The following is a 21,512-nucleotide window of genomic DNA, read 5'->3' on the forward strand; positions in this document are numbered from 1 at the left end:
TACCGTTTGGTCAGACGCGCCGCCTATGCCAGATTTGCGCGGCGGCGTCCAATAGAGGACGCGGCCTCAGGGGGAGCGTACGTGACAGCCCGCATCATCGAGGTCATTGCCGAGGACCGGCAGACAGAACGCATCCGCAGCCTGGCCGATTCGAGCGGCGCCGACGACGTGATCATCGGCGCCCGGACCGACGACGGCCGGCGCGTCATCCGCATCGCCTGCGGTACGCTGGACCGGCAGCGGCTGCTGGACGCGCTGCAGATGATGCTGTCCACATCGTCGAACTGGCGGATCATCATCCTGCCGGTCGAGGCGACCCTGCCGATCATCGAGGAAGAGAAGCACGACTCCGAGAAGGCGAAGCAGAAGCGCATGACCGGGGGCCTCTCGCGGGAGGAGCTGGCGACCCAGATCGGCCGCGGCGCCGAGCTGGACCAGAATTTCGCCCTGCTGGTGGCACTGTCGGCGGTCGTCGCCACCATCGGGCTGATGGAGGACAACATCGCCGTGGTCATCGGGGCCATGGTGATCGCGCCGTTGCTGGGGCCGAATCTGGCGCTGGCCTTCGCCACCGCGGTCGGCGACATGACCATGATCCGGAAGACCATCGTCACCAATGCGTTCGGCGTCGCGCTGACGCTGGTGCTGAGCGTCGGCGTCGGGCTGCTGTTCCAGGAGAATCTGGAGTCCGAGGAACTGCTGAGCCGCACCCGGGTGGATCTGGACAGCATCGCCGTGGCGCTGGCCTCCGGCGCGGCGGCGGCGCTGTCGCTGACCACCGGGCTGTCGGCGACGCTGGTGGGCGTCATGGTCGCGGTGGCGCTGCTGCCGCCGGCGGCCACGGTCGGCATCATGCTGGGCTGGAGCGAATGGAAGCTCGCCGCCGATGCGCTGCTGCTGCTGGCGGTCAATGTGGTCTGCGTGAACCTGTCGGCGCAGCTGATCTTCCGCACCAAGGGCATCCGCCCGCGCACCTGGTTCGAGGCCAAGAAGGCGAAATGGTCGATCCGCATCAACCTGGCCGTCTGGACGGTGCTGCTGATCGCGCTGGCGGCGATCATCGTCTTCAAGACCCGGCTGGGCGAGAATCTGACAATCGGATTGCAGTAGCGCCCCCTGTTCGGCCCCCGCGACAACTGGCACACTGGCGGCCTGCCATCACGCGCGTCTTGATGCGCGCCATCTCTATATCGGACCAACCAGGGGGACTTCATTTCATGGCCCGGAAGAAAATCGCACTGATCGGCGGCGGCAATATCGGCGGCACTCTGGCCCATCTCGCGGCCATGAAGGAACTGGGCGACGTGGTCGTCTTCGACATCGTCGAGGGTCTGCCCCAGGGCAAGACGCTGGACCTGGCCGAGAGCGCGCCCGTCGACGGCTTCAATGCCGCCATGTCCGGCACCCAGGACTATGCCGACATCGCCGGCGCGGACGTCATCATCGTGACCGCGGGCGTGGCCCGGAAGCCGGGCATGAGCCGCGACGACCTGCTGGGCATCAACATCAAGGTGATGGGCCAGGTCGGCGAGGGCATCAAGAAATATGCCCCCGACGCCTTCGTCATCTGCATCACCAACCCGCTCGACGCCATGGTCTGGGTGCTGCAGAAGGCCTGCGGCTTGCCGAAGAACAAGGTCGTCGGCATGGCCGGCGTGCTGGACTCGGCCCGTTTCCGCTTCTTCCTGGCCGAGGCGATGGGCGTTTCGGTTGAAGACGTCACCGCCTTCGTGCTGGGCGGCCACGGCGACACCATGGTCCCCTCGACCCGCTACACCACGGTGGCCGGCATTCCGATGCCCGACCTGGTTAAGATGGGCTGGATCACGCAGGAGAAGCTGGACCAGATCGTGCAGCGCACCCGCGATGGCGGCGCCGAGATCGTCGGCCTGCTGAAGACCGGCTCGGCCTTCTACGCCCCCGCGACCGCGGCGATCCAGATGGCCGAGGCCTATCTGGGCGACCAGAAGCGCGTGCTGCCCTGCGCCGCCTATCTGGACGGCGAGTTCGGCGTCGACGATCTCTATGTCGGCGTGCCGGTGGTGATCGGCGCGGACGGCGTCGAGCGCATCGTCGAGATCGAACTGAACGAGGCCGAGAAGGCCGGCTTCGACAAGTCCGTCGACGCCGTGAAGGGCCTGGTCGAGGCCTGCAAGGGCATCGATTCCAGCCTGGCGTAAGCCGCTTTCCGCCAATCCGACATGGCAGGGTTGGCCGGGACGCATTGATCCCGGCCCCCGCCCCCGTTAGGTTGGCCCCTCCCGACGCGCCGGACCCGTGGCGCGCCGGCTTCCTTTTGTCTCGGAAACCCGGAACATCATGAACATTCACGAATATCAGGCGAAGGCCCTGCTGCGGCAGTATGGCGTCGCAACGCCGAAGGGCCACCCGGCCTTCACGGTGGACGAAGCGGTCAAGGCCGCCGAGGAACTGGGCGGTCCGGTGTGGGTCGTCAAATCCCAGATTCACGCGGGCGGCCGCGGCGCCGGGCGCTTCAAGGGCAATCCGGACGGCAAGGGCGGCGTGCGCGTCTCCAAGTCGGTCGACGAGGTCCGCGAGAACGCCGGCGAGATGCTGAACCACGTGCTGGTGACCAAGCAGACCGGTGAGGCGGGCAAGGAAGTGAAGCGCCTCTACATCGAGGATGGCTGCGACATCGCCCGCGAGCTGTACCTGTCGGTGCTGCTGGACCGCGGCACCTCCTCGATCACCTTCATGGCCTCCGCCGAGGGCGGCATGGACATCGAGGACGTGGCGGAGAAGTCACCGGAGAAGATCATCCGGGTGAAGGTCGATCCGGCGACCGGCATCTCGGGCTTCCACGCGCGCAAGATCGCCTTCTTCCTGGGCCTTGAGGGCGACCAGGTGAAGTCGGCGACGAAGTTCATCATGGCGCTCTACACCGCCTTCGTCGAACTCGACGCCAGCCTGGTCGAGATCAATCCGCTGGTCGTCACCGGCGGCGGCGAGGTGATCGCGCTGGATGCGAAGATGAACTTCGACGACAACGCGCTGTTCCGCCACAAGAACGTCGCCGAGCTGCGCGACGTCGAGGAAGAGGATCCGATGGAGGTGAAGGCCTCCGAATACGACCTCAACTACGTCAAGCTGGACGGCGAGATCGGCTGCATGGTCAATGGCGCGGGCCTGGCCATGGCGACCATGGACATCATCAAGCTCTACGGCTCCGAGCCGGCGAACTTCCTGGACGTGGGCGGCGGCGCGACGAAGGAGAAGGTCACCGAGGCCTTCAAGATCATCCTGTCCGACCCGAACGTGAAGGGCATTCTGGTCAACATCTTCGGCGGTATCATGCGCTGCGACGTCATCGCCGAGGGCGTGGTCGCCGCGGCCCGCGAGGTCTCGCTGGACAAGCCGCTGGTCGTGCGCCTGGAGGGCACGAACGTCGAGAAGGGCAAGCAGATCATGGCCGATTCGGGGCTGACCATCGTCGCCGCCGACAATCTGGCCGACGCCGCGGACAAGGTCGTCAAGGCCGTGAAGGAGGCTGCATAATGGCTGTTCTGGTCAACAGGGACACCAAGGTGATCTGCCAGGGCTTCACCGGCAACCAGGGCACCTTCCATTCCGAGCAGGCGATCGCCTACGGCACGAAGATGGTCGGCGGCACCAGCCCGGGCAAGGGCGGCTCCGAGCATCTCGGCCTGCCCGTCTTCAACACCGTCGCCGAGGCGAAGGAGAAGACCGGCGCCAATGCGTCCGTGATCTACGTCCCGCCGCCGTTCGCGGCCGACGCGATCCTGGAGGCGATCGACGCCGGGATCGAGCTGATCACCTGCATCACCGAGGGCATTCCGGTGCTCGACATGGTGACGGTGAAGAACGCCCTGCAGCGCTCCTCCAGCCGGCTGATCGGCCCGAACTGCCCGGGCGTCATCACCCCTGACGAGTGCAAGATCGGCATCATGCCCGGCCACATCCATCGCCGCGGCACGGTCGGCATCGTCTCCCGCTCCGGCACGCTGACCTACGAGGCGGTGGCGCAGACCACGGCCGCGGGCCTGGGCCAGACCACCTGCATCGGCATCGGCGGCGATCCGGTCAACGGCACCAACTTCATCGACTGTCTTGACCTTTTCCTGGGCGACGATGAGACCGAAAGCATCATCATGATCGGCGAGATCGGCGGCACCGCCGAGGAAGAGGCGGCCGATTTCCTGAAGGCGTCGAAGGTGAAAAAGCCCGTCGTCGGCTTCATTGCGGGCGTCACGGCGCCTCCGGGCCGCCGCATGGGCCATGCCGGTGCGATTATTGCAGGCGGCAAGGGCGGCGCCGGCGACAAGATGGAGGCGATGCGCTCGGCCGGGATCTCGGTCGCGGACTCGCCTGCGGCTCTCGGCACCACGCTGGTGGAGAAACTGAAGGGTTAACCGGGCGGCAACATGACTATGCTACCCGCCCCTTTGACAACTGAATGAAAGGGACGCGGGGGAAAGCCCCGCGCCGGGGAACGGATGAGTTCTGAGAATTTGGCAGCCGCCTTCCTGAATGGCGGCAATTCGGGCTTCATCGAGGACCTCTACGCCAGGTATCTCAACGATCCCGGGTCGGTCGACCAGAGCTGGGCTGATTTCTTCAGCCAGCTCGGCGACGACCTGGAAACCGTCGAACGCGCCACGCACGGCGCCAGCTGGGGGCTGAAGAACGGGTCGCTGCAGGCCGACGACCCCTACGAGATCCTCGGGCCCGCGATCCGCGCCGGCGCGCAGCCGGGCAAGGCGGCCGATCCGGAGATGTCGCGCAAGGCGACGCTGGACAGCCTGCGCGCGCTGATGCTGATCCGCGCCTACCGCGTGCGCGGGCATCTGATGGCCAATCTGGATCCCCTCGGCCTCGACAAGCCGATGGAGCATCCGGAGCTGGATCCGAAGACCTACGGCTTCGAGGAAGCGGACATGGACCGTCCGATCTTCCTCGACAACGTGCTCGGCATGGAAACCGCGACCATGCGGGAGATTCTGGAGGTCGTGCAGAAGGTCTACTGCGGCACGATGGGCGTGGAATACATGCACATCCAGTCGCCGGAGCAGAAGGCCTGGATCCAGAACCGCATCGAGGGGCCGGACAAGGAAGTCACCTTCACCCTGATGGGCAAGAAGGCGATCCTGAACAAGATCGCCGAGGCCGAGGGCTTCGAGAGCTTCCTGAACGTCAAGTACACCGGCACCAAGCGCTTCGGCCTCGACGGCGGCGAGGCGCTGATGCCGGCGATGGAAGCCATCATCAAGCGCGGCGGCCAGCTGGGCGTGCAGGACATCGTCCTCGGCATGCCGCACCGCGGCCGCCTGAACGTGCTGACCAACGTCATGGGCAAGCCCTTCCGGGCCGTGTTCTCGGAGTTCCAGGGCAATGCCGCGAACCCCGAGGACGTGCAGGGTTCGGGCGACGTGAAGTACCATCTCGGCACCTCGTCGGACCGCGAGTTCGACGGCAACAAGGTGCACCTGTCGCTGACCGCCAACCCCTCCCATCTGGAGGCGGTCGATCCGGTCGTGATCGGCAAGGCGCGGGCGAAGATCCGCCAGCTCGGCCCCAACAGTTCGCACAAGGTGCTGCCGATCCTGCTGCACGGCGACGCGGCCTTCGCCGGTCAGGGCATGGTCGCCGAGTGCCTGGGTCTGTCGGGTCTGAAGGGCTACGCCGTCGGCGGCACGATCCACATCATCGTCAACAACCAGATCGGCTTCACCACCGCGCCGCGCTATTCGCGCTCCTCGCCGTATCCCTCGGATGTCGGCAAGATGGTGGCGGCCCCGATCATCCACGTGAACGGCGACGATCCGGAAGCGGTGACGCATGCCGCCAAGGTCGCGACCGAGTTCCGTCAGGAGTTCGGCGTCGACGTGGTGCTCGACATGTTCTGCTATCGCCGCCACGGCCACAACGAGGGCGACGAGCCGTCCTTCACCCAGCCGCAGATGTACCGGAAGATCGCCTCGCACCCGACCACGCGCCAGATCTACGCCAAGAAGCTGATCGAGGAGAAGGTGATCACGGAAGAAGAGGCCGACCAGATGGTCTCCGGCTTCCGCGAATACCTGGAAGGCGAGTTCGAGGCCGGCAATTCCTTCAAGCCGAACAAGGCCGACTGGCTGGAAGGCCGCTGGAGCGGCATGCAGGTCGCGCCGCTGGGCGCCCGCCGCGGCGACACCGCCGTGCCGATCGAGAAGCTGAAGGAGATCGGCGAGCGGCTGACCCACCTGCCCGATGACCTGAACGCCCACCGCACCATCAAGCGGCTGATGGCGGCGAAGAAGAAGATGTTCGAGACCGGCGAGGGCTTCGACTGGGCCACCGCGGAGGCGCTCGCCTTCGGCACCCTGGTGATGGAGAACGTGCCGGTCCGCCTGTCGGGTCAGGATTCGGGCCGCGGCACCTTCAGCCAGCGCCATTCGGTGCTGGTCGATCAGGTGAGCGAGGACCGCTACATCCCGCTGTCCAACATCACCGAGGATCAGGCCCCCTACGAGGTCATCGATTCGATGCTGTCGGAAGCGGCGGTGCTGGGCTTCGAATACGGCTTCAGCCTGGCCGAGCCGAACGCGCTGGTGCTCTGGGAGGCGCAGTTCGGCGACTTCGCCAACGGCGCGCAGGTGATCATCGACCAGTTCCTCTCCAACGGCGAGGCCAAGTGGCTGCGCATGAGCGGTCTGGTCATGCTGCTGCCGCACGGCATGGAAGGCCAGGGACCGGAGCACAGCTCGGCCCGGCTGGAGCGGTATCTGCAGCTCTGCGCCGAGGACAACCTGCAGGTCGCCAACTGTTCGACGCCGGCGCAGTACTTCCACATCCTGCGCCGCCAGGTCCACCGCGGCTTCCGCAAGCCGCTGATCCTGATGACGCCGAAGTCGCTGCTGCGCCACAAGGCCTGCGTCTCGGAACTGGCCGACATGGGACCGGGCTCGTCCTTCCACCGCGTGCTCTACGAAGAGAAGCTGCCGACGCCGAAGAAGAAGGCCAAGCGGGTCATCCTCTGCTCGGGCAAGGTCTATTTCGACCTGGTCGACAAGCGCGAGGAGCTCGGCGCCGACGACGTGCACATCCTGCGCATCGAGCAGCTCTACCCCTACCCGACCGAGGCGCTGGTCGAGGAGCTCAAGGGCTACGAGCATGTTGACGACATCGTCTGGTGCCAGGAAGAGCACAAGAACATGGGCGCCTGGACCTTCGTCAGCCACTGGCTGGAGCACTGCTTCGCCCAGGCCGGCATGAAGAAGGCGAAGCGGCCGCTCTATGCAGGGCGGAAACCGGCGGCCTCGCCGGCGACCGGCCTCAACAGCATCCACGTCAAGCAGCAGAACCTGCTCTGCGAGCAGGCGATCGCCGCGAAGGCCGACGATCTGTCGGTCGCCGAATACTGAACCGAACCCCCGGACACAAGGGCGAGACATGGCAGTCGAAATCAAGGTGCCCACCATGGGCGAATCCATCTCCGAAGCGACCGTGGGCCAGTGGTTCAAGGCAGTCGGAGACGCGGTGGCGGTCGACGATCCGCTGTGCGAACTGGAGACCGACAAGGTCACGCTGGAGGTGAACGCCACCTCTGCGGGCGCACTGGCCGAGATCATCGCCGAGGAAGGCGCCACGGTCGAGGTCGGCGCCCTGCTCTGCACCATCGACGAGAGCGCCGAAGGCAAGAAGGCCGAGGCGCCGGCGAAGAAGGAAGAGCCGGCCGCGGCCAAGGAAGAGAAGCCGGCCGAGAAGAAGGCCGAGGCGCCGAAGCCCGCGCCTGCGCCGTCGCAGCCGGCCCGCGACGTCACCGTGATGGACTCGGCGAAGAAGCTGGCCGAGGAGAAGGGCGTCAGCCTTCAGGGCATCGAAGGCACCGGCAAGGACGGCCGCATCACCCGCGCCGACGTCGCCGGGGCCATCGCCGCCGGCCGGCGCGAAGAAGGCCGATGCGCCGGTCCAGGGTTCGGGCGCGCCGGCGCTGGCTTCGGTCGATGTGCCGGGTTCGTCCGGGCCGCGGCCCGAGGCGGACCGCGAGGAACGCGTGCGCATGTCGCGCCTGCGCCGCACCATCGCTTCCCGCCTGAAGGAAGCCCAGAACACCGCGGCCATGCTGACCACCTTCAACGAGGTGGACATGACCGAGGTCATGGCGCTGCGCTCGTCCTACAAGGAGGCGTTCGAGAAGAAGCATGGCAGCCGTCTCGGCTTCATGGGCTTCTTCGTGAAGGCGGTGATCGCCGGTCTGCAGGAGCTGCCTGCGGTGAACGCCGAGATCGACGGCGGCGACATCATCTACAAGAACTACTACCACATCGGCGTGGCCGTCGGGACGCCGAACGGCCTGGTGGTGCCGGTTGTGCGCGACGCCGATCAGAAGTCGATCGCGGGGATCGAAAGCACGATCAACGATCTCGGCGTCCGCGCCCGCGACGGCAAGCTGGGCCTGGACGAGCTGCAGGGCGGCACCTTCACCATCTCCAATGGCGGCGTCTACGGCTCGCTGATGTCGACGCCGATCCTGAACCCGCCGCAGTCGGGCATCCTGGGCATGCACAAGATCCAGCAGCGCCCGATGGAGGTGAACGGCGAGATCAAGCTCCGGCCGATGATGTATCTGGCGCTGTCCTACGACCACCGCATCATCGACGGCCGCGAGGCGGTGCTGTTCCTGGTGAAGGTGAAGGAGACGCTCGAGGATCCGCGCCGGCTGATCCTCGACCTGTAGCGGACGTGAGTTGACCGGGCGCCGATCTGCCGCCCGCTCCGTGTCACCCCCGCTTCATGCGGGGGTCCGGTTGCGGCGGCAGGGGGCAGGACCCGGACCGGATCCCCGCACTAGGCGGGGATGACAGCATGGGTTTCCGGCGCCGCTCCGGCAGCGCCGGGCGAAAAACGGGATGCGAGCATGAGTGACGACAAGCGCTACGACCTGGTGATCATCGGCGGCGGCCCGGGCGGCTATGTCTGCGCCATCCGCGCGGCGCAGAACGGCCTGAAGGTCGCCTGCGTGGAGAAGCGCGGGCGGCTGGGCGGCACCTGCCTGAACATCGGCTGCATCCCGTCCAAGGCGCTGCTGCAGTCCAGCCACCTGTTCGAGGAGGCGGACAAGCACTTCGCCGAGCACGGCATCAAGGCGACGCCGAAACTGGACCTGAAGACCATGCTGGGCCGCAAGGACGAGGTGGTGACCAGCCTGACCGACGGCATCGAACTGCTCTTCAAGAAGAACGGCGTCGACTACATCACCGGCACCGGCACCATCATCGACACCGAGACCGTCGAGGTCGCGCCGGGCGGGCGGAAGAAGAAGCAGGAACTGAAGACCGACACCATCCTGATCGCCACCGGGTCCGACGTCGCCAACATTCCGAATGTGGAGATCGACGAGAAGCAGATCATCTCGTCCACCGGTGCGCTGGACCTGAAGAAGGTGCCGAAGAGCCTGATCGTCATCGGCGGCGGCTATATCGGACTGGAGCTGGGCTCGGTCTGGCGGCGGCTGGGCGCCGAGGTGACCGTGGTCGAGTTCCTTGACCGCATCATGCCGGGCATGGACAACGAGATCTCCAAGCGCAGCCGCGTGATCTTCGCCAAGCAGGGGATCGACTTCAAACTCTCGACCAAGGTGACGAAGGCCGAGAAGCAGAAGACCCAGGTCAAGCTGACCGTCGAGCCCGCCGATGGCGGTGACGCGGAGACTCTGACCGCCGAGGTCGTGCTCGTCTCCGTCGGCCGCCGTCCCTACACCGAGGGGCTGGGGCTGGAGAATATCGGCCTCGAGACCGAGCGCGGCTTCATCCCCGTCGACGAGCACTTCCAGACGTCCGTGCCGGGCGTCTTCGCCATCGGCGACGTCATTCCCGGCCCGATGCTCGCCCACAAGGCCGAGCATGAGGGCGTCGTGCTGGCCGACTACCTGGCCGGCGAGGCGGGGCACGTGAACTACGACGCCATTCCGGGCGTGGTCTACACCTGGCCGGAGGTCGCCTCCATCGGCAAGACCGAGGAGCAGCTGAAGGAAGCCGGCACGGCCTACAATGCCGGCAAGTTCCCCTTCTCCGCCAATTCCCGCGCCCGCTCGATCGGCGAGAAGGACGGGCTGGTGAAGATCCTGGCCGACAAGGAAAGCGACCGGGTGCTGGGCGTCCACATCATCGGGCCCGACGCGGGCAACATGATCCATGAGGCGCTGGCCGCCATCGAACTCGGCGCCACGGCGACCGAGATCAGCCACATGTGCCACGCCCACCCGACGCTGAACGAAGCCGTCAAGGAAGCCGCCCTCGCGGTCCACAAGCGCACGATCAACATGTGATCCGGCGGCCTGTCCCGGGACTTGATCCCGGGACCCGGACCGGCGGCCCCGCACATACCATCGCTTCAGAACTGGGCAACGGGATCAAGTCCCGCTGCGGGTGGTGGCAGACGCCCCTCTGTCGTCCCCGGGCCTGACCCGGGGACCTGACGGTTCAACCGCCCGGGCGGTGGAGAGCTGAGGCCCTCGGGTCAAGCCCGAGGGCGGCAGAGAGTGCGAACAGATACCGGGTTCCGCTTCGGGCAAGCAGGTGTGTCACACCTTTGATGTCCCGCCTGCACCGGAGGTCTTCGAATCAACTCCGAAGGCGGCAGAGCCAGCTACGCGCCCCGCTTCTGGATCTTCGGGCTGTACATGGACAGCAACGCCCTGTCCGCGGCCCAGCCCTCGACGCCTGCGCCGTCGAACGTCCCGGCGAGCGCCGTCAGTTCGCGGTCCAGCGCGGCGTATGTCTTCGGCGCGTAGACGCCGCCCGCCGCGTAGCCGGCCAGTCCCACCGTCAGCGCCGTCGCACGGTCCGGCTCGATGCCATGCGCCAGCAGGAACCCCGCCCCGGCGAGCATGATGTAGAGCGGCTCGGCGCGGGCGAAGTCGCGGCCCTCGACGCCGTCGACAATCTCCAGCGGTTCGGCGCTGCGGAACTCGGCGAAGCCCTGGCTCAGCCCGGCGAGAAATTTCGGCGCCTCGCGGTGGGTCATGCGGATGTCAGGCTGCGCGGCCTCGAAGCGCAGGATCCGGACCGTCTCCCCGTCCTTCGCCGTGACGAACAGCCGGGTCACATGACGCGACTGGCCCACCCAGGACTTGAAGCCGTTGACCCGGCCGCCGGTGAGCACGGTGCCGGGATGGTTCTCCGGATCGTGCCGGTCCTCGGCGGCAGCAAATGCGGCCCATTCGTCGTCCGCGATGCCGGAAAAGACAGAGCGCAGGGCGGCCTGATAGCCGGCGATGAAGACCTGCGACAGCGACCGCGCCATCAGTCCGCCGGCCAGCGCCATCGGCGCCGTCTCCTGCGCGCCGGTTTCCTGCGCGCGCCAGTGCGCGAAATAATCGGCCTCCGACGGTCCGGGCGCGGCCTCGATCCTGCCCGCCCGGAACCGTTCCAGAATCTCGATGACGCCGTTCATCCGCCGGTTCCGTTGCAGTCCTTGCAGAGCCCGTGCAGCTCCACGGTCAGGTGGTCCATGGCGAAACGCCGCTCGCCTGCACGTCCGGTCAGGCGCTCCAGCACCTCGCCGTCCTGGAACTCGTCGACGTCGCCGCAGTCGCGGCAGATGGCGAAGACGGCGACGCCGCCCGGCCGGTGGCGGTGGCTGCAGGCGACCCAGGCGTTCAGCGATTCGAGCCGGTGCGCCATGCCGCACTCCACCAGCTTCTCCAGCGCGCGGTAGATCTGCAGCGGGGCGCGCAGCCCGTCGCCCTTCAGCAGGTCCAGGATGGCATAGGCCGAAAGCGGGCCGTCGGCCTGCTCCAGCGCCTTGTGCACCAGTTCCTGATTGCGTGTCAGATCGGTCATCGGATCGCGCGCTCCCCGGGCGCGGCCAGGCTCAGAAGGAAGGCCAGCAGCGCGGCGACCACGATACTCGGTCCGGTCGGCGTATCCCAGACGAAGGATCCGCCGATGCCGCCCGCGACGGCCGCAGTGCCGATCCCGGCGGCGAGCAGCGCCATCTGCTCGGGGGTGGCGGCGAAGCGCCGGGCGGTGGCCGCGGGAATGATCAGCAGCGAGGTGATCAGCAGGATGCCGACCACCTTCATGGCAATGGCGATGGTCAGCGCCAGGGCGAGCATGAACAGCACCCGCGCCCGCTGCGGCTTCAGCCCTTCGGCTTCGGCCAGTTCCTCGCTGACCGTCGCGGCGAGCAGCGGCCGCCAGATGAAGGCCAGCAGCCCCAGCACCGCCGCACCGCCGACCCAGATGATCCAGATATCGGTCACGCCGACGGCCAGGATGTCGCCGAACAGATAGGACAGCAGGTCGACCCGGACCCAGTCCATCAGGGCGACCAGCACCAGGCCCAGCGCCAGCGTCGAATGCGCCAGGATGCCCAGCAGCGTGTCGATGGGCAGGGTCCGGCGCCGCTCCAGCGCGTAGAGCGCCAGCGACGACAGCGTCGCCACGACGAAGACGGTCAGGGCCAGGTTGACCGCCAGCAGCAGCGACAGCGCCACGCCCAGCAGGCTGGCATGGGCCATGGTGTCGCCGAAATAGGCCATGCGCCGCCAGACGACGAAGCAGCCGAGCGGGCCGGCGACCAGCGCCACGCCGATGCCGGCGGCCAGCGCTCGGATCAGGAAATCATCCATGATGGTGATGCTCGCCCTCGTGACCGTGTTCGTGGTCGTGATCGTGGCTGTCGGAAATGGTCCCGTCCGGGTGCTGGATGCGGCCGTCGGGCAGGTGGGTGTGGTCGTGATCGTGCTGGTAGATCGCCAGCGTCTCGGCGGCCCGCGCCCCGAACAGCTTCAGATATTCCGGATTGCGCGCGACCGAGGTCGGGCTGCCGGCGCAGCAGACATGGCCGTTCAGGCACAGCACCGTGTCGGTCGCGGCCATGACGATGTGCAGGTCGTGGCTGATCAGCAGCACGCCACAGCCGGTTTCCTCGCGCAGGTCCTGGATCAGGTCGTAGATCGCCACCTCGCCGGAGAAGTCGACGCCCTGCACCGGCTCGTCGAGCACCAGCAGGTCCGGTTCCCCGATCAGGGCGCGGGCCAGCAGCGCGCGCTGGAACTCCCCGCCCGACAGGTTCTGCACCTCCGACTTGGCCAGATGCGCGACACCGGTGCGCTCCATGGCGCGGGCGACGGTGGCGGCGTCATGGCGGCCCGTCAGCCGCATCAGCCGCTCCACCGACAGCGGCAGGGTCCTGTCGATGCTGAGATGCTGCGGCACATAGCCGATGCGCAGGCCCGCGCGGCGCTCGATCCGGCCCTCGGAAGGCCGCAGCACGCCGGTCGCCATCTTGGCCGTGGTGGTCTTGCCCGAGCCGTTCGGGCCGATCAGCGTGACGATCTCGCCGGGATGCACGGAAAGGTCGACGCCGCGCACGAGCCACCGCCCGCCATCGCTGACCCCAAGTCCTTCGCCCCTGACAAGCGCTTCCGGCACGCACTGCTCCCTGCTGGTGTGTAATACCATTACGTCTGCGGCGGCGGTTCTGGCAAGGCACTGCGTTGTCAGAGTTGCCGCCGTAACGCCTCGGCCCAGCATCGGACCGCGGCATCCAGCTCCGCTTCGCCAAACGCTGCGTAGCCCAGGATGAAGCCTTCGCGGTCCGGTGGCCCGGCGAAGAAGGCTGACAGCGGGCGGGCGGCGATGCCGGCGGACTCGGCGATGCGGACGGCCTCGCGGTCGCTCATGCGGCCGGCCAGTGCGGGGCCGGGGCGGACGACCAGATGCATGCCGCCGGGCTCGGCCTCGGCCTCGAACAGGTCCGGCGCGTGGCGGGCAATGGCCTCGGTCAGCGCCTTCTGACGGGTGGCGTAGAGCCGGCGCATGCGGCGGATATGGGTGGCGAAGCCGCCGGTCTCGATGAAGCGCGCCAGCACCGGCTGCGGCATCAGGGAGGCCTTCGGACCGGCGCTGCGGATGACAGCCTCCACCTGCGGCGCCAGCGGCTCCGGCAGCACGGCGAAGGCCAGCCGCAGCGCCGGGAACAGCACCTTGGAGAAGCTGCCGACATAGAGCACGCGGTCGCCGTCATCCAGGCTCATCACCGCCGGCAGCGGCTGGCCGCGGTAGCGGTACTCCCCGTCGAAATCGTCTTCCAGGATGGTGCCGCCCGTCTCCCGCGCCCAGGCCAGCAGCCGCAGCCGCCGGGCCAGCGGCAGGATCATGCCCAGCGGGAACTGGCGCGAGGGCGTGACCACGGCGGCGGCCGTGCCCGGCGGCGCGCGGTCGATGTCGAAGCCCTGCTCGTCCACCGGCACCGGCGCGACCTCCAGCCCGGCGCGGGTCAGCACGGTGCGCAACGGCCCGTGCCCCGGCTCCTCGACCGCGACCCGGCCGCCCGGCGGCAGGACGGCGCGCGCGATCAGCTCCAGCGTCTCGGCGAGGCCCGAGGTGATGACGATCTGGCCGGGCTTGCAGTCGAGGCCGCGCCAGTCGCGCAGATGCCCGGCGATGGCGGCGCGCAGCGGCGGCCAGCCCAGCGGATCGGGCCGGGTCAGCAGCGCCGGTTCCGGCGCCCGCCAGATCTGGTCCGACAGCCGCGCCCAGTCGCGGAAGGGGAACTCGCGCAGGTCCGGTACCGAAATCTGGAATGGCCGGTCCGGTTCGGGCAGGGCCAGATCGGGCGCTTCCGCGCCGCCGCTGTCCGGTGCGTCCGGCGCCGGCAGGTCGGGCAGATCGGCGGCGACATAGACGCCGGAGCCGCGCCGTCCCTCCAGATAGCCCTCTGCGATCAGCTGGTCGTATGCGGTGGTGACAGTGACGCGGGACACCGCCAGTTCCTCCGCCAACCCCCGGCTGGAGGGCAGCCGGTCGCCGGGCCGGAGGCGGCTTCCGTGTACGAGGTCGCGGAGCGTCTGCGCCAGCTGCGCCTGCAACGGCTGCCGCGCATTGCGCTCCAGCGCGACGGAGAGGATCGCGGCCTGTGAAGTGGACTTATTCATTTGGCCGATTTTGGCTATTTCGCCGGGCCACTCAAGCGCCTATCAGGGCGGCGTCATCCGAAGAGAGCGAGAAGGAGTGTGACATGACGGCCAAGGCCCCCAGCGAACGGACCCGCGTGAAGCGCGCCTTCGTCCGCGCCACCTACGAACGCGACGCCGTCTACGCCATCCTGGACGCGCAGCCGCTCTGCCATGTCGGCTATGTGAAGGACGGCCACCCCTTCGTCACGCCGACCTTCCAGTGGCGCGAGGGCGACCGGGTCTACTGGCACGGCTCGTCCGCCAGCCAGGCCCTGCGCGCGGCGAAATCCGCCCGCGTCTGCCTGACGGTCTCCTGCCTGGACGGCTTTGTCATGGCCCGCTCGGGATTCCACCACTCGGTCAACTACCGCTCGGCCATGATCCTGGGCGAGGCGGAGATCGTCGAGGACGAGGCCGCCAAGGTGAAGCATCTCGACACCTTCATCGACGGGCTGTTTCCGGGTCAGTCCGGGCTCATCCGCCCGATGAACACCCAGGAGAAGAAGGCGACGACGGTGCTGTCGATGCCGATCGAGGAATATTCGGCCAAGATCCGCGGCGAGGGCCCGATCGACGACGAGGAGGACTACGCCCTGCCGATCTGGGCCGGCGTCATTCCCGTCCACCAGACTGTCGGCGAACCGATTCCGGACCCGCGCAACCTGCCGGACGTCGAAATGCCGGACTGCATCCGCGATTTCCGCATGGCGCAGGCCCAACAGTGGGACCCTGCGAAGGACTGAACTTGACCGGTACCCGGGCGGGGGCTACGTCTCCGCGCGTCCCGTCCGGGTATCGTCCGAGAGGCTTCCATGTCCGCCGCACCCTCCTTCCAGGAGCTGATCCTGCGCCTGCACCAGTACTGGTCCGCGCAGGGCTGTCTGATTCTCCAGCCCTATGACATGGAAGTGGGCGCCGGTACCTTCCACCCGGCGACCACGCTCAGGGCGCTCGGTCCGGAGAGCTGGAACGCGGCCTATGTGCAGCCGTCCAGACGGCCGACAGACGGGCGCTACGGCGAGAACCCGAACCGGCTGCAGCACTATTACCAGTACCAGGTGATCATGAAGCCGTCCCCGGACGACTTCCAGGAGCTCTATCTGGGCAGCCTCTACGAGATCGGCATCGACCCGAAGAACCACGACATCCGCTTCGTCGAGGATGACTGGGAAAGCCCGACGCTGGGCGCCTGGGGGCTGGGCTGGGAAGTCTGGTGCGACGGCATGGAGGTGAGCCAGTTCACCTATTTCCAGCAGGTCGGCGGCTTCGACTGCAATCCGGTCTCGGGCGAGCTGACCTACGGGCTGGAGCGTCTGGCGATGTATGTGCAGGGCGTCGACAATGTCTACGACCTCGACTTCAACGGCCGCGGCGTCACCTATGGCGACGTCTTCCTGCAGGCCGAGCGCGAATACTCGGCGCACAATTTCGAGCACGCCAACACCGAGATGCTGTTCCGCCACTTCCAGGACGCCGAGGCCGAGTGCCACGCCATCGCCGGACAGGGCCTCGCGCTGCCGGCCTATGATCAGTGCATCAAGGCGAGCCACGTCTTCAACCTGCTGGACGCGCGCGGCGTGATCAGCGTGACCGAACGCGCTGCCTATATCGGCCGGGTCCGCGCGCTGGCCAAGCGCTGCGCCGAGGAATGGCTGATCAGCCGCGGCCACCTGACGGTGGAGGCGTAGGTCATGGCCGAACTGCTGCTCGAACTGTTCTCCGAGGAAATCCCGGCCCGCATGCAGGACCGCGCTGCTGCCGATCTGGCGGGGCTGATCGCGGCCGCCTGCGCGGAAGCCGGGCTGAAGATTGGCGACGTCGTCCACCATTCCACGCCGCGGCGGCTGACCGTGGTCGTCCGCGATGTGCCGGAGGCCACCGACGATGTCCGCGAGGAGCGCAAGGGCCCGAAGGCCGACGCGCCGGAAAAGGCCATCGAGGGCTTCCTGCGTTCGACCGGCCTGACCCGCGATCAAGTGGAGGAGCGCGACACGCCGAAGGGCAGGGTGCTGTTCGCCGTGATCGAGAAGCCCGGCCAGCCCGCCGCCGAGGTGCTGCCCGCGCTGATCGAGGGCGCGATCGCGAAGCTGCCCTGGCCGAAATCCATGCGCTGGGGCGCGCATCCGGTGCGCTGGGTGCGGCCGCTGCATTCGATCCTCTGCCTGTTCGGCGGCGCGGTGCTGCCGGTCCGCTTCGGCCCGGTGACGGCGTCGAACACGATACGTGGCCACCGGTTCCACGCGCCGGACGCCTTCGAAGTGACGGACTTTGCGGACTATCAGGCGAAGCTGCTGGATGCCGACGTCATCCTGGACCGGGAAGAGCGGAAGCAGGTGATCGACGCCGGGGCCCGCGCGCTGGCCGCCGACAAGGGCGTGCAGCTGATCGACGATGCCGGGCTGCTGGACGAGGTCGCCGGTCTGGTCGAATGGCCGGTGCCGCTGATGGGCCGGATCGACGACGCCTTCATGGACGTGCCGCCCGAGGTGCTTATCCTGTCCATGCGGACACACCAGAAATATTTCGCGACCCGCACGCCCGACGGTGCGCTGTCACCGTTTTTCGTCACCGTCTCCAATCTGACGGCGGAAGACGGGGGCGCGGCCATCACCGCCGGCAACGAGAAGGTGCTGCGCGCGCGGCTGTCCGATGCGCGCTTCTTCTGGGATCAGGACCGTGAGCGGACGCTTGAGAGCCGCCTGAAGGATCTCGATCCCATCGTCTTCCACGCCGCCATGGGTTCGGTCAGGCAGAAGGCCGAGCGCATCTCGATCCTCGCCGGATGGATCGCGGACCAGATCGACGCGGACGTCATGGATGCCCGCCGCGCCGGTCTGCTGGCCAAGGCCGACCTGACCACCGAGATGGTCGGCGAGTTCCCGGAACTGCAGGGCCTGATGGGCGCCTACTACGCACGCCACAACGGCGAGTCGGACGCGGTCGCCGCCGCCATCGCCAGCCACTACAGCCCGGCGGGTCCGAACGACGCCTGTCCGTCCGACAAGGTCGCCGTCGCCGTGGCGCTGGCCGACAAGCTGGACAGCCTCGCCGGCTTCTTCGGCATCGGCGAGAAGCCGACCGGGTCGAAGGACCCCTACGCGCTTCGCCGCGGGGCGCTCGGCATCATCCGGCTGGTGCTGGAGAACGGCATTCGCCTCGATCTCGCCGACGCGATCGCGCAGGCGCATGAGCTGGTCTCCGCCGACTTCGCCGAGGCGCCCCCGGTGCCGCGCGATCAGGTCGTCGCCGAACTGCTGGACTTCATCGCCGACCGCATGGTCGTCGCCCTGCGCGAGAAGGGCGTGCGCCACGATCTGGTCAGCGCCGTGATCTCGCTCGGCCGCGACGGGGACCTGATCCGGCTGACGGCGCGGGTGCAGGCGCTGATGGACCTGCTGGAGAGCGACGACGGCGCCAACCTGCTGATCGCCTACCGCCGCGCGGCCAACATCCTGCGCATCGAGGAGAAGAAGGACGGGCAGAGCTATGCCGGCCCGGCCGACCGCAGCCTGTTCAAGGGCTCGCCCGAAGCCTCGCTCGGCGCGGCGCTGGAGGCGGCGACCGAGAAGTCGGCCAGGGCCATCGCCCGCGAGGATCTGGCCACGGCCATGGGCCTGATGGCGGCGCTGCGCGGCCCGGTCGACGCCTTCTTCGATGCGGTCACCGTGAATGCCGACGATCCGGCGCTGCGCGCCAACCGCCTCAAGCTGCTGGCCGAGATCCGCGACACGCTGCATCAGGTAGCGGATTTCAGCAGGATCGAAGGATAGTATCCGGTCCGGATGTTGCGATGCCCCCGGCTGAAACCGGTGTGAGGAGCCGGGCACTGCAATCCGGCGCAGCCGCCGCTGCGGAATGCGCCACTCGTGAGGAAGACGAACAATGACGCAATGGGTCTACAGCTTCGGCGACGGTGCGGCGGAAGGCCGTGCGGACATGAAGAACCTGCTCGGCGGCAAGGGCGCGAACCTGGCCGAGATGAGCAATATCGGCCTGCCGGTGCCGCCGGGCTTCACCATCACCACCGAGGTCTGCACCCATTTCAACGAGAACGAGGGCGGCTATCCGGCCGATCTGGCGGCGCAGGTTTCGGCTGCGGTCGCCCGGGTCGGCGACTCGGTTGGCGCCACCTTCGGCGACAGCGCGAACCCGCTGCTGGTCTCGGTCCGCTCCGGCGCCCGCGCCTCCATGCCGGGCATGATGGACACGGTGCTGAACCTGGGCCTGAACGACGAGACGGTCGAGGGCCTGGCCGCCAGCGCCGGCGGCGACCGCCGCTTCGCCTTCGACAGCTACCGCCGCTTCATCCAGATGTACGGCGATGTCGTGCTGGGCGTCGATCACGCGGGCTTCGAGGACCTGATGCAGGGGGTGAAGGAAACCCGCGGCATCTGGATGGACAGCGAACTGACCGTCGCCGACCTGGAATCCATCGTCGGCCTGTTCAAGGACGAGGTGCAGCGGGTCACCGGCAAGCCCTTCCCGCAGGATCCGGAAGAGCAGCTCTGGGGCGCCATCGGCGCGGTGTTCCGGTCGTGGATGAACGACCGCGCCCGCACCTACCGCCGTCTGAACGACATCCCCGCCAGCTGGGGCACGGCGGTCAACGTGCAGGCCATGGTGTTCGGCAACATGGGCCAGGATTCGGCCACCGGCGTCGCCTTCACCCGCGATCCCTCGACCGGCGAGCAGATCTTCTTCGGCGAGTATCTGATCAATGCCCAGGGCGAGGACGTCGTCGCCGGCATCCGCACGCCGCAGCTGCTGACGAAGACAGCGCGCGAGCGCTCCGGCGAGACCGATCCGTCGCTGGAAGAGGCGATGCCGGAGGTCTTCGGCCAGCTTGTCCGCGTCTACCAGACGCTGGAGAAGCACTACCGCGACATGCAGGACATCGAGTTCACCGTGCAGCGCGGCAAGCTCTGGATGCTGCAGACCCGCTCGGGCAAGCGCACCACCAGGGCGGCGCTCAAGATTGCCGTCGACATGGTCGGCGAAGGCCTGATCACCGAGCGCGAGGCCGTCGCCCGCATCGATCCGGCGGCGCTGGACCAGCTGCTGCACCCGACGCTGGACCCGGAAGCCGAGCGCAAGGTCATCGCCAAGGGCCTGCCGGCCAGCCCGGGCGCCGCGTCGGGCAAGATCGTCTTCACCGCCGACGAGGCCGAGCACCTGTCGAAGATGGGCGAGAAGGTCATCCTGGTGCGCGAGGAAACCAGCCCCGAGGACATTCACGGCATGCACGCGGCCGAGGGCATCCTGACCAGCCGCGGCGGCATGACCAGCCACGCGGCCGTCGTCGCCCGCGGCATGGGCCGACCCTGCGTCTCCGGCGCCGGCCACATCCGCATCGACTACCGCAAGAAGGAGATGTCGGTGCTGGGCGAGAGCTTCGGCGAGGGCGACATCATCACCATCGACGGCGCCACGGGCGAGGTCATGGAAGGCGAGGTCGCGACCATACAGCCGGAACTGTCGGGCGACTTCGCGAAGCTGATGGAGTGGGCCGACGGCATCCGCCGCCTGAAGGTCCGCACCAATGCCGAGACCCCGGCCGACGCCGAGACCGCCCGCGGCTTCGGCGCCGAGGGCATCGGCCTCTGCCGCACCGAGCACATGTTCTTCGAGGACGAGCGCATCATCGCGGTGCGCGAGATGATCCTCTCCGACCGCGAGAGCGAGCGCCGCGCGGCGCTGAAGAAGATCCTGCCGATGCAGCGCGCCGACTTCGCCGAGCTGTTCCGCATCATGGCCGGCCTGCCGGTCACGATCCGCCTGCTCGACCCGCCGCTGCACGAGTTCCTGCCCAAGACCGATGAGGACATCCGCGCGGTCGCCGCGGCGATGGAGGCCGACCCCGAACGGATGCGCCGTCGGGCCTCGGAACTGCACGAGTTCAACCCCATGCTGGGCCACCGCGGCTGCCGCCTGGGCATCTCCTTCCCCGAGATCTACGAGATGCAGGCGCGCGCCATCTTCGAGGCCGTGGCCGAGATCGCCGCCGCCGGCGAGGATCCGGTGACGCCGGAGATCATGATCCCGCTGGCCGCGACCAAGCGGGAGATCGACATCCTGAAGGCGCTGATCGACCGCGTGGCCGAGGCCGTCCGCAACGAGAAGGGCGTCGCCATCGACTATCTGGTCGGCACCATGATCGAACTGCCGCGGGCCGCGCTGCGCGCCCACGAACTGGCCGAATCCGCGGCCTTCTTCTCCTTCGGCACCAACGACCTGACGCAGACCACCTTCGGCATCAGCCGCGACGATGCGGCCTCCTTCCTGGACGCCTATGTCGAGCAGGGCGTGTTCGAGAAGGATCCCTTCGTCAGCCTGGACCGCGATGGCGTCGGCGAACTGGTGCAGATCGCCGCCGAGCGCGGCCGCAAGACCCGCGAAGGCATCAAGCTGGGCATCTGCGGCGAGCACGGCGGCGACCCGGCCTCGATCCGCTTCTGCGAGGAGACCGGCCTGGACTACGTCTCCTGCTCCCCCTTCCGCGTTCCCATCGCACGGCTGGCCGCGGCTCAGGCCGCCATCGCCGCGGGCTGAGGCGCGGCTTTGCCGCCGGTGGACAGACTGCCGGATG

At 67.9% G+C, this 21,512-nt stretch carries 15 protein-coding genes and 1 pseudogene; 11 read left to right on the top strand and 5 right to left on the bottom strand.

The annotated features are described in order from the left end of the window. Positions 1-81 precede the first annotated feature (81 nt). From ACMVY4_RS04330 to lpdA, 7 genes and pseudogenes are all read left to right on the top strand, one after another. Positions 82-1,110, top strand: coding sequence for a TIGR00341 family protein (locus tag ACMVY4_RS04330; protein ID WP_416898965.1), 1,029 nt, complete (start codon positions 82-84; stop codon positions 1,108-1,110). Positions 1,111-1,217: 107 nt separating this feature from the next. Next, positions 1,218-2,180, top strand: coding sequence for a malate dehydrogenase (gene mdh / locus ACMVY4_RS04335; RefSeq protein ID WP_416898966.1), 963 nt, complete (start codon positions 1,218-1,220; stop codon positions 2,178-2,180). Positions 2,181-2,319: 139 nt separating this feature from the next. Then, on the top strand, positions 2,320-3,516 hold the full coding sequence (sucC, locus tag ACMVY4_RS04340; RefSeq protein ID WP_416898967.1) for an ADP-forming succinate--CoA ligase subunit beta: 1,197 nt from the start codon (positions 2,320-2,322) through the stop codon (positions 3,514-3,516). Beyond that, positions 3,516-4,391: a succinate--CoA ligase subunit alpha gene (gene sucD, locus ACMVY4_RS04345; RefSeq protein ID WP_416898968.1), complete on the top strand. Its 876-nt coding sequence runs from the start codon at positions 3,516-3,518 to the stop codon at positions 4,389-4,391. The genes sucC and sucD overlap by 1 nt, the downstream gene beginning before the upstream one ends. A gap of 84 nt (positions 4,392-4,475) precedes the next feature. Next, complete coding sequence (locus ACMVY4_RS04350; protein ID WP_416898969.1) at positions 4,476-7,382, top strand: 2-oxoglutarate dehydrogenase E1 component; 2,907 nt, start codon at positions 4,476-4,478, stop codon at positions 7,380-7,382. Positions 7,383-7,410: 28 nt separating this feature from the next. Further along, positions 7,411-8,698 (top strand): annotated as a pseudogene (odhB, locus tag ACMVY4_RS04355) (2-oxoglutarate dehydrogenase complex dihydrolipoyllysine-residue succinyltransferase). A 180-nt stretch (positions 8,699-8,878) separates the two neighbouring features. Further along, positions 8,879-10,288 (top strand): dihydrolipoyl dehydrogenase, encoded by a 1,410-nt coding sequence (gene lpdA, locus ACMVY4_RS04360; protein ID WP_416898970.1) that lies wholly within the window; start codon positions 8,879-8,881, stop codon positions 10,286-10,288. Positions 10,289-10,608: 320 nt separating this feature from the next. On the opposite strand, the gene ACMVY4_RS04365 is transcribed toward lpdA, so the two are convergent. From ACMVY4_RS04365 to ACMVY4_RS04385, 5 genes are all read right to left on the bottom strand, one after another. Continuing rightward, the gene (locus tag ACMVY4_RS04365; RefSeq protein ID WP_416898971.1) at positions 10,609-11,415 is read right to left on the bottom strand and encodes a hypothetical protein; all 807 of its coding nucleotides are present in this window, start codon (positions 11,413-11,415) and stop codon (positions 10,609-10,611) included. Beyond that, positions 11,412-11,804 carry a Fur family transcriptional regulator gene (locus tag ACMVY4_RS04370; RefSeq protein ID WP_416898972.1) on the bottom strand — a complete coding sequence of 131 codons (393 nt, stop codon included), beginning with the start codon at positions 11,802-11,804 and terminating at the stop codon, positions 11,412-11,414. Before ACMVY4_RS04370 ends, ACMVY4_RS04365 begins: the two co-directional genes overlap by 4 nt. Next, complete coding sequence (gene znuB, locus ACMVY4_RS04375; protein WP_416900249.1) at positions 11,801-12,598, bottom strand: zinc ABC transporter permease subunit ZnuB; 798 nt, start codon at positions 12,596-12,598, stop codon at positions 11,801-11,803. The genes ACMVY4_RS04370 and znuB overlap by 4 nt, the downstream gene beginning before the upstream one ends. Beyond that, entirely contained in the window at positions 12,588-13,400 is an 813-nt protein-coding gene (locus ACMVY4_RS04380) for an ATP-binding cassette domain-containing protein (RefSeq protein WP_416898973.1), read from the bottom strand. The genes znuB and ACMVY4_RS04380 overlap by 11 nt, the downstream gene beginning before the upstream one ends. A gap of 68 nt (positions 13,401-13,468) precedes the next feature. Then, positions 13,469-14,905: a PLP-dependent aminotransferase family protein gene (locus ACMVY4_RS04385; protein ID WP_416898974.1), complete on the bottom strand. Its 1,437-nt coding sequence runs from the start codon at positions 14,903-14,905 to the stop codon at positions 13,469-13,471. 83 nt (positions 14,906-14,988) lie between these two features. Between ACMVY4_RS04385 and ACMVY4_RS04390 the strand changes: the two genes are divergently transcribed. From ACMVY4_RS04390 to ppdK, 4 genes are all read left to right on the top strand, one after another. Continuing rightward, positions 14,989-15,669, top strand: coding sequence for a pyridoxamine 5'-phosphate oxidase family protein (locus ACMVY4_RS04390; protein ID WP_416898975.1), 681 nt, complete (start codon positions 14,989-14,991; stop codon positions 15,667-15,669). A 69-nt stretch (positions 15,670-15,738) separates the two neighbouring features. After that, positions 15,739-16,614, top strand: coding sequence for a glycine--tRNA ligase subunit alpha (locus ACMVY4_RS04395; protein WP_416898976.1), 876 nt, complete (start codon positions 15,739-15,741; stop codon positions 16,612-16,614). A 3-nt stretch (positions 16,615-16,617) separates the two neighbouring features. Then, entirely contained in the window at positions 16,618-18,696 is a 2,079-nt protein-coding gene (glyS, locus tag ACMVY4_RS04400) for a glycine--tRNA ligase subunit beta (RefSeq protein ID WP_416898977.1), read from the top strand. 112 nt (positions 18,697-18,808) lie between these two features. Next, a complete protein-coding gene (ppdK, locus tag ACMVY4_RS04405; RefSeq protein WP_416898978.1) occupies positions 18,809-21,475 on the top strand; it encodes a pyruvate, phosphate dikinase in 2,667 nt (888 codons plus the stop codon). Positions 21,476-21,512 lie beyond the last annotated feature (37 nt).

It is taken from the genome of Minwuia sp., assembly GCF_048007105.1.
Taxonomy (GTDB): domain Bacteria; phylum Pseudomonadota; class Alphaproteobacteria; order Minwuiales; family Minwuiaceae; genus Minwuia.

Excerpts from the sequence above, each read along its gene's own strand:
- mdh (WP_416898966.1), top strand. The coding sequence starts at position 1,218 with ATGGCCCGGAAGAAAATCGCACTGATCGGCGGCGGCAATATCGGCGGC.
- sucC (WP_416898967.1), top strand. The coding sequence starts at position 2,320 with ATGAACATTCACGAATATCAGGCGAAGGCCCTGCTGCGGCAGTATGGC.
- sucD (WP_416898968.1), top strand. The coding sequence starts at position 3,516 with ATGGCTGTTCTGGTCAACAGGGACACCAAGGTGATCTGCCAGGGCTTC.
- ACMVY4_RS04350 (WP_416898969.1), top strand. The coding sequence starts at position 4,476 with ATGAGTTCTGAGAATTTGGCAGCCGCCTTCCTGAATGGCGGCAATTCG.
- lpdA (WP_416898970.1), top strand. The coding sequence starts at position 8,879 with ATGAGTGACGACAAGCGCTACGACCTGGTGATCATCGGCGGCGGCCCG.
- ACMVY4_RS04365 (WP_416898971.1), bottom strand. The coding sequence starts at position 11,415 with ATGAACGGCGTCATCGAGATTCTGGAACGGTTCCGGGCGGGCAGGATC.
- ACMVY4_RS04370 (WP_416898972.1), bottom strand. The coding sequence starts at position 11,804 with ATGACCGATCTGACACGCAATCAGGAACTGGTGCACAAGGCGCTGGAG.
- ACMVY4_RS04385 (WP_416898974.1), bottom strand. The coding sequence starts at position 14,905 with ATGAATAAGTCCACTTCACAGGCCGCGATCCTCTCCGTCGCGCTGGAG.
- ACMVY4_RS04390 (WP_416898975.1), top strand. The coding sequence starts at position 14,989 with ATGACGGCCAAGGCCCCCAGCGAACGGACCCGCGTGAAGCGCGCCTTC.
- ACMVY4_RS04395 (WP_416898976.1), top strand. The coding sequence starts at position 15,739 with ATGTCCGCCGCACCCTCCTTCCAGGAGCTGATCCTGCGCCTGCACCAG.
- glyS (WP_416898977.1), top strand. The coding sequence starts at position 16,618 with ATGGCCGAACTGCTGCTCGAACTGTTCTCCGAGGAAATCCCGGCCCGC.
- ppdK (WP_416898978.1), top strand. The coding sequence starts at position 18,809 with ATGACGCAATGGGTCTACAGCTTCGGCGACGGTGCGGCGGAAGGCCGT.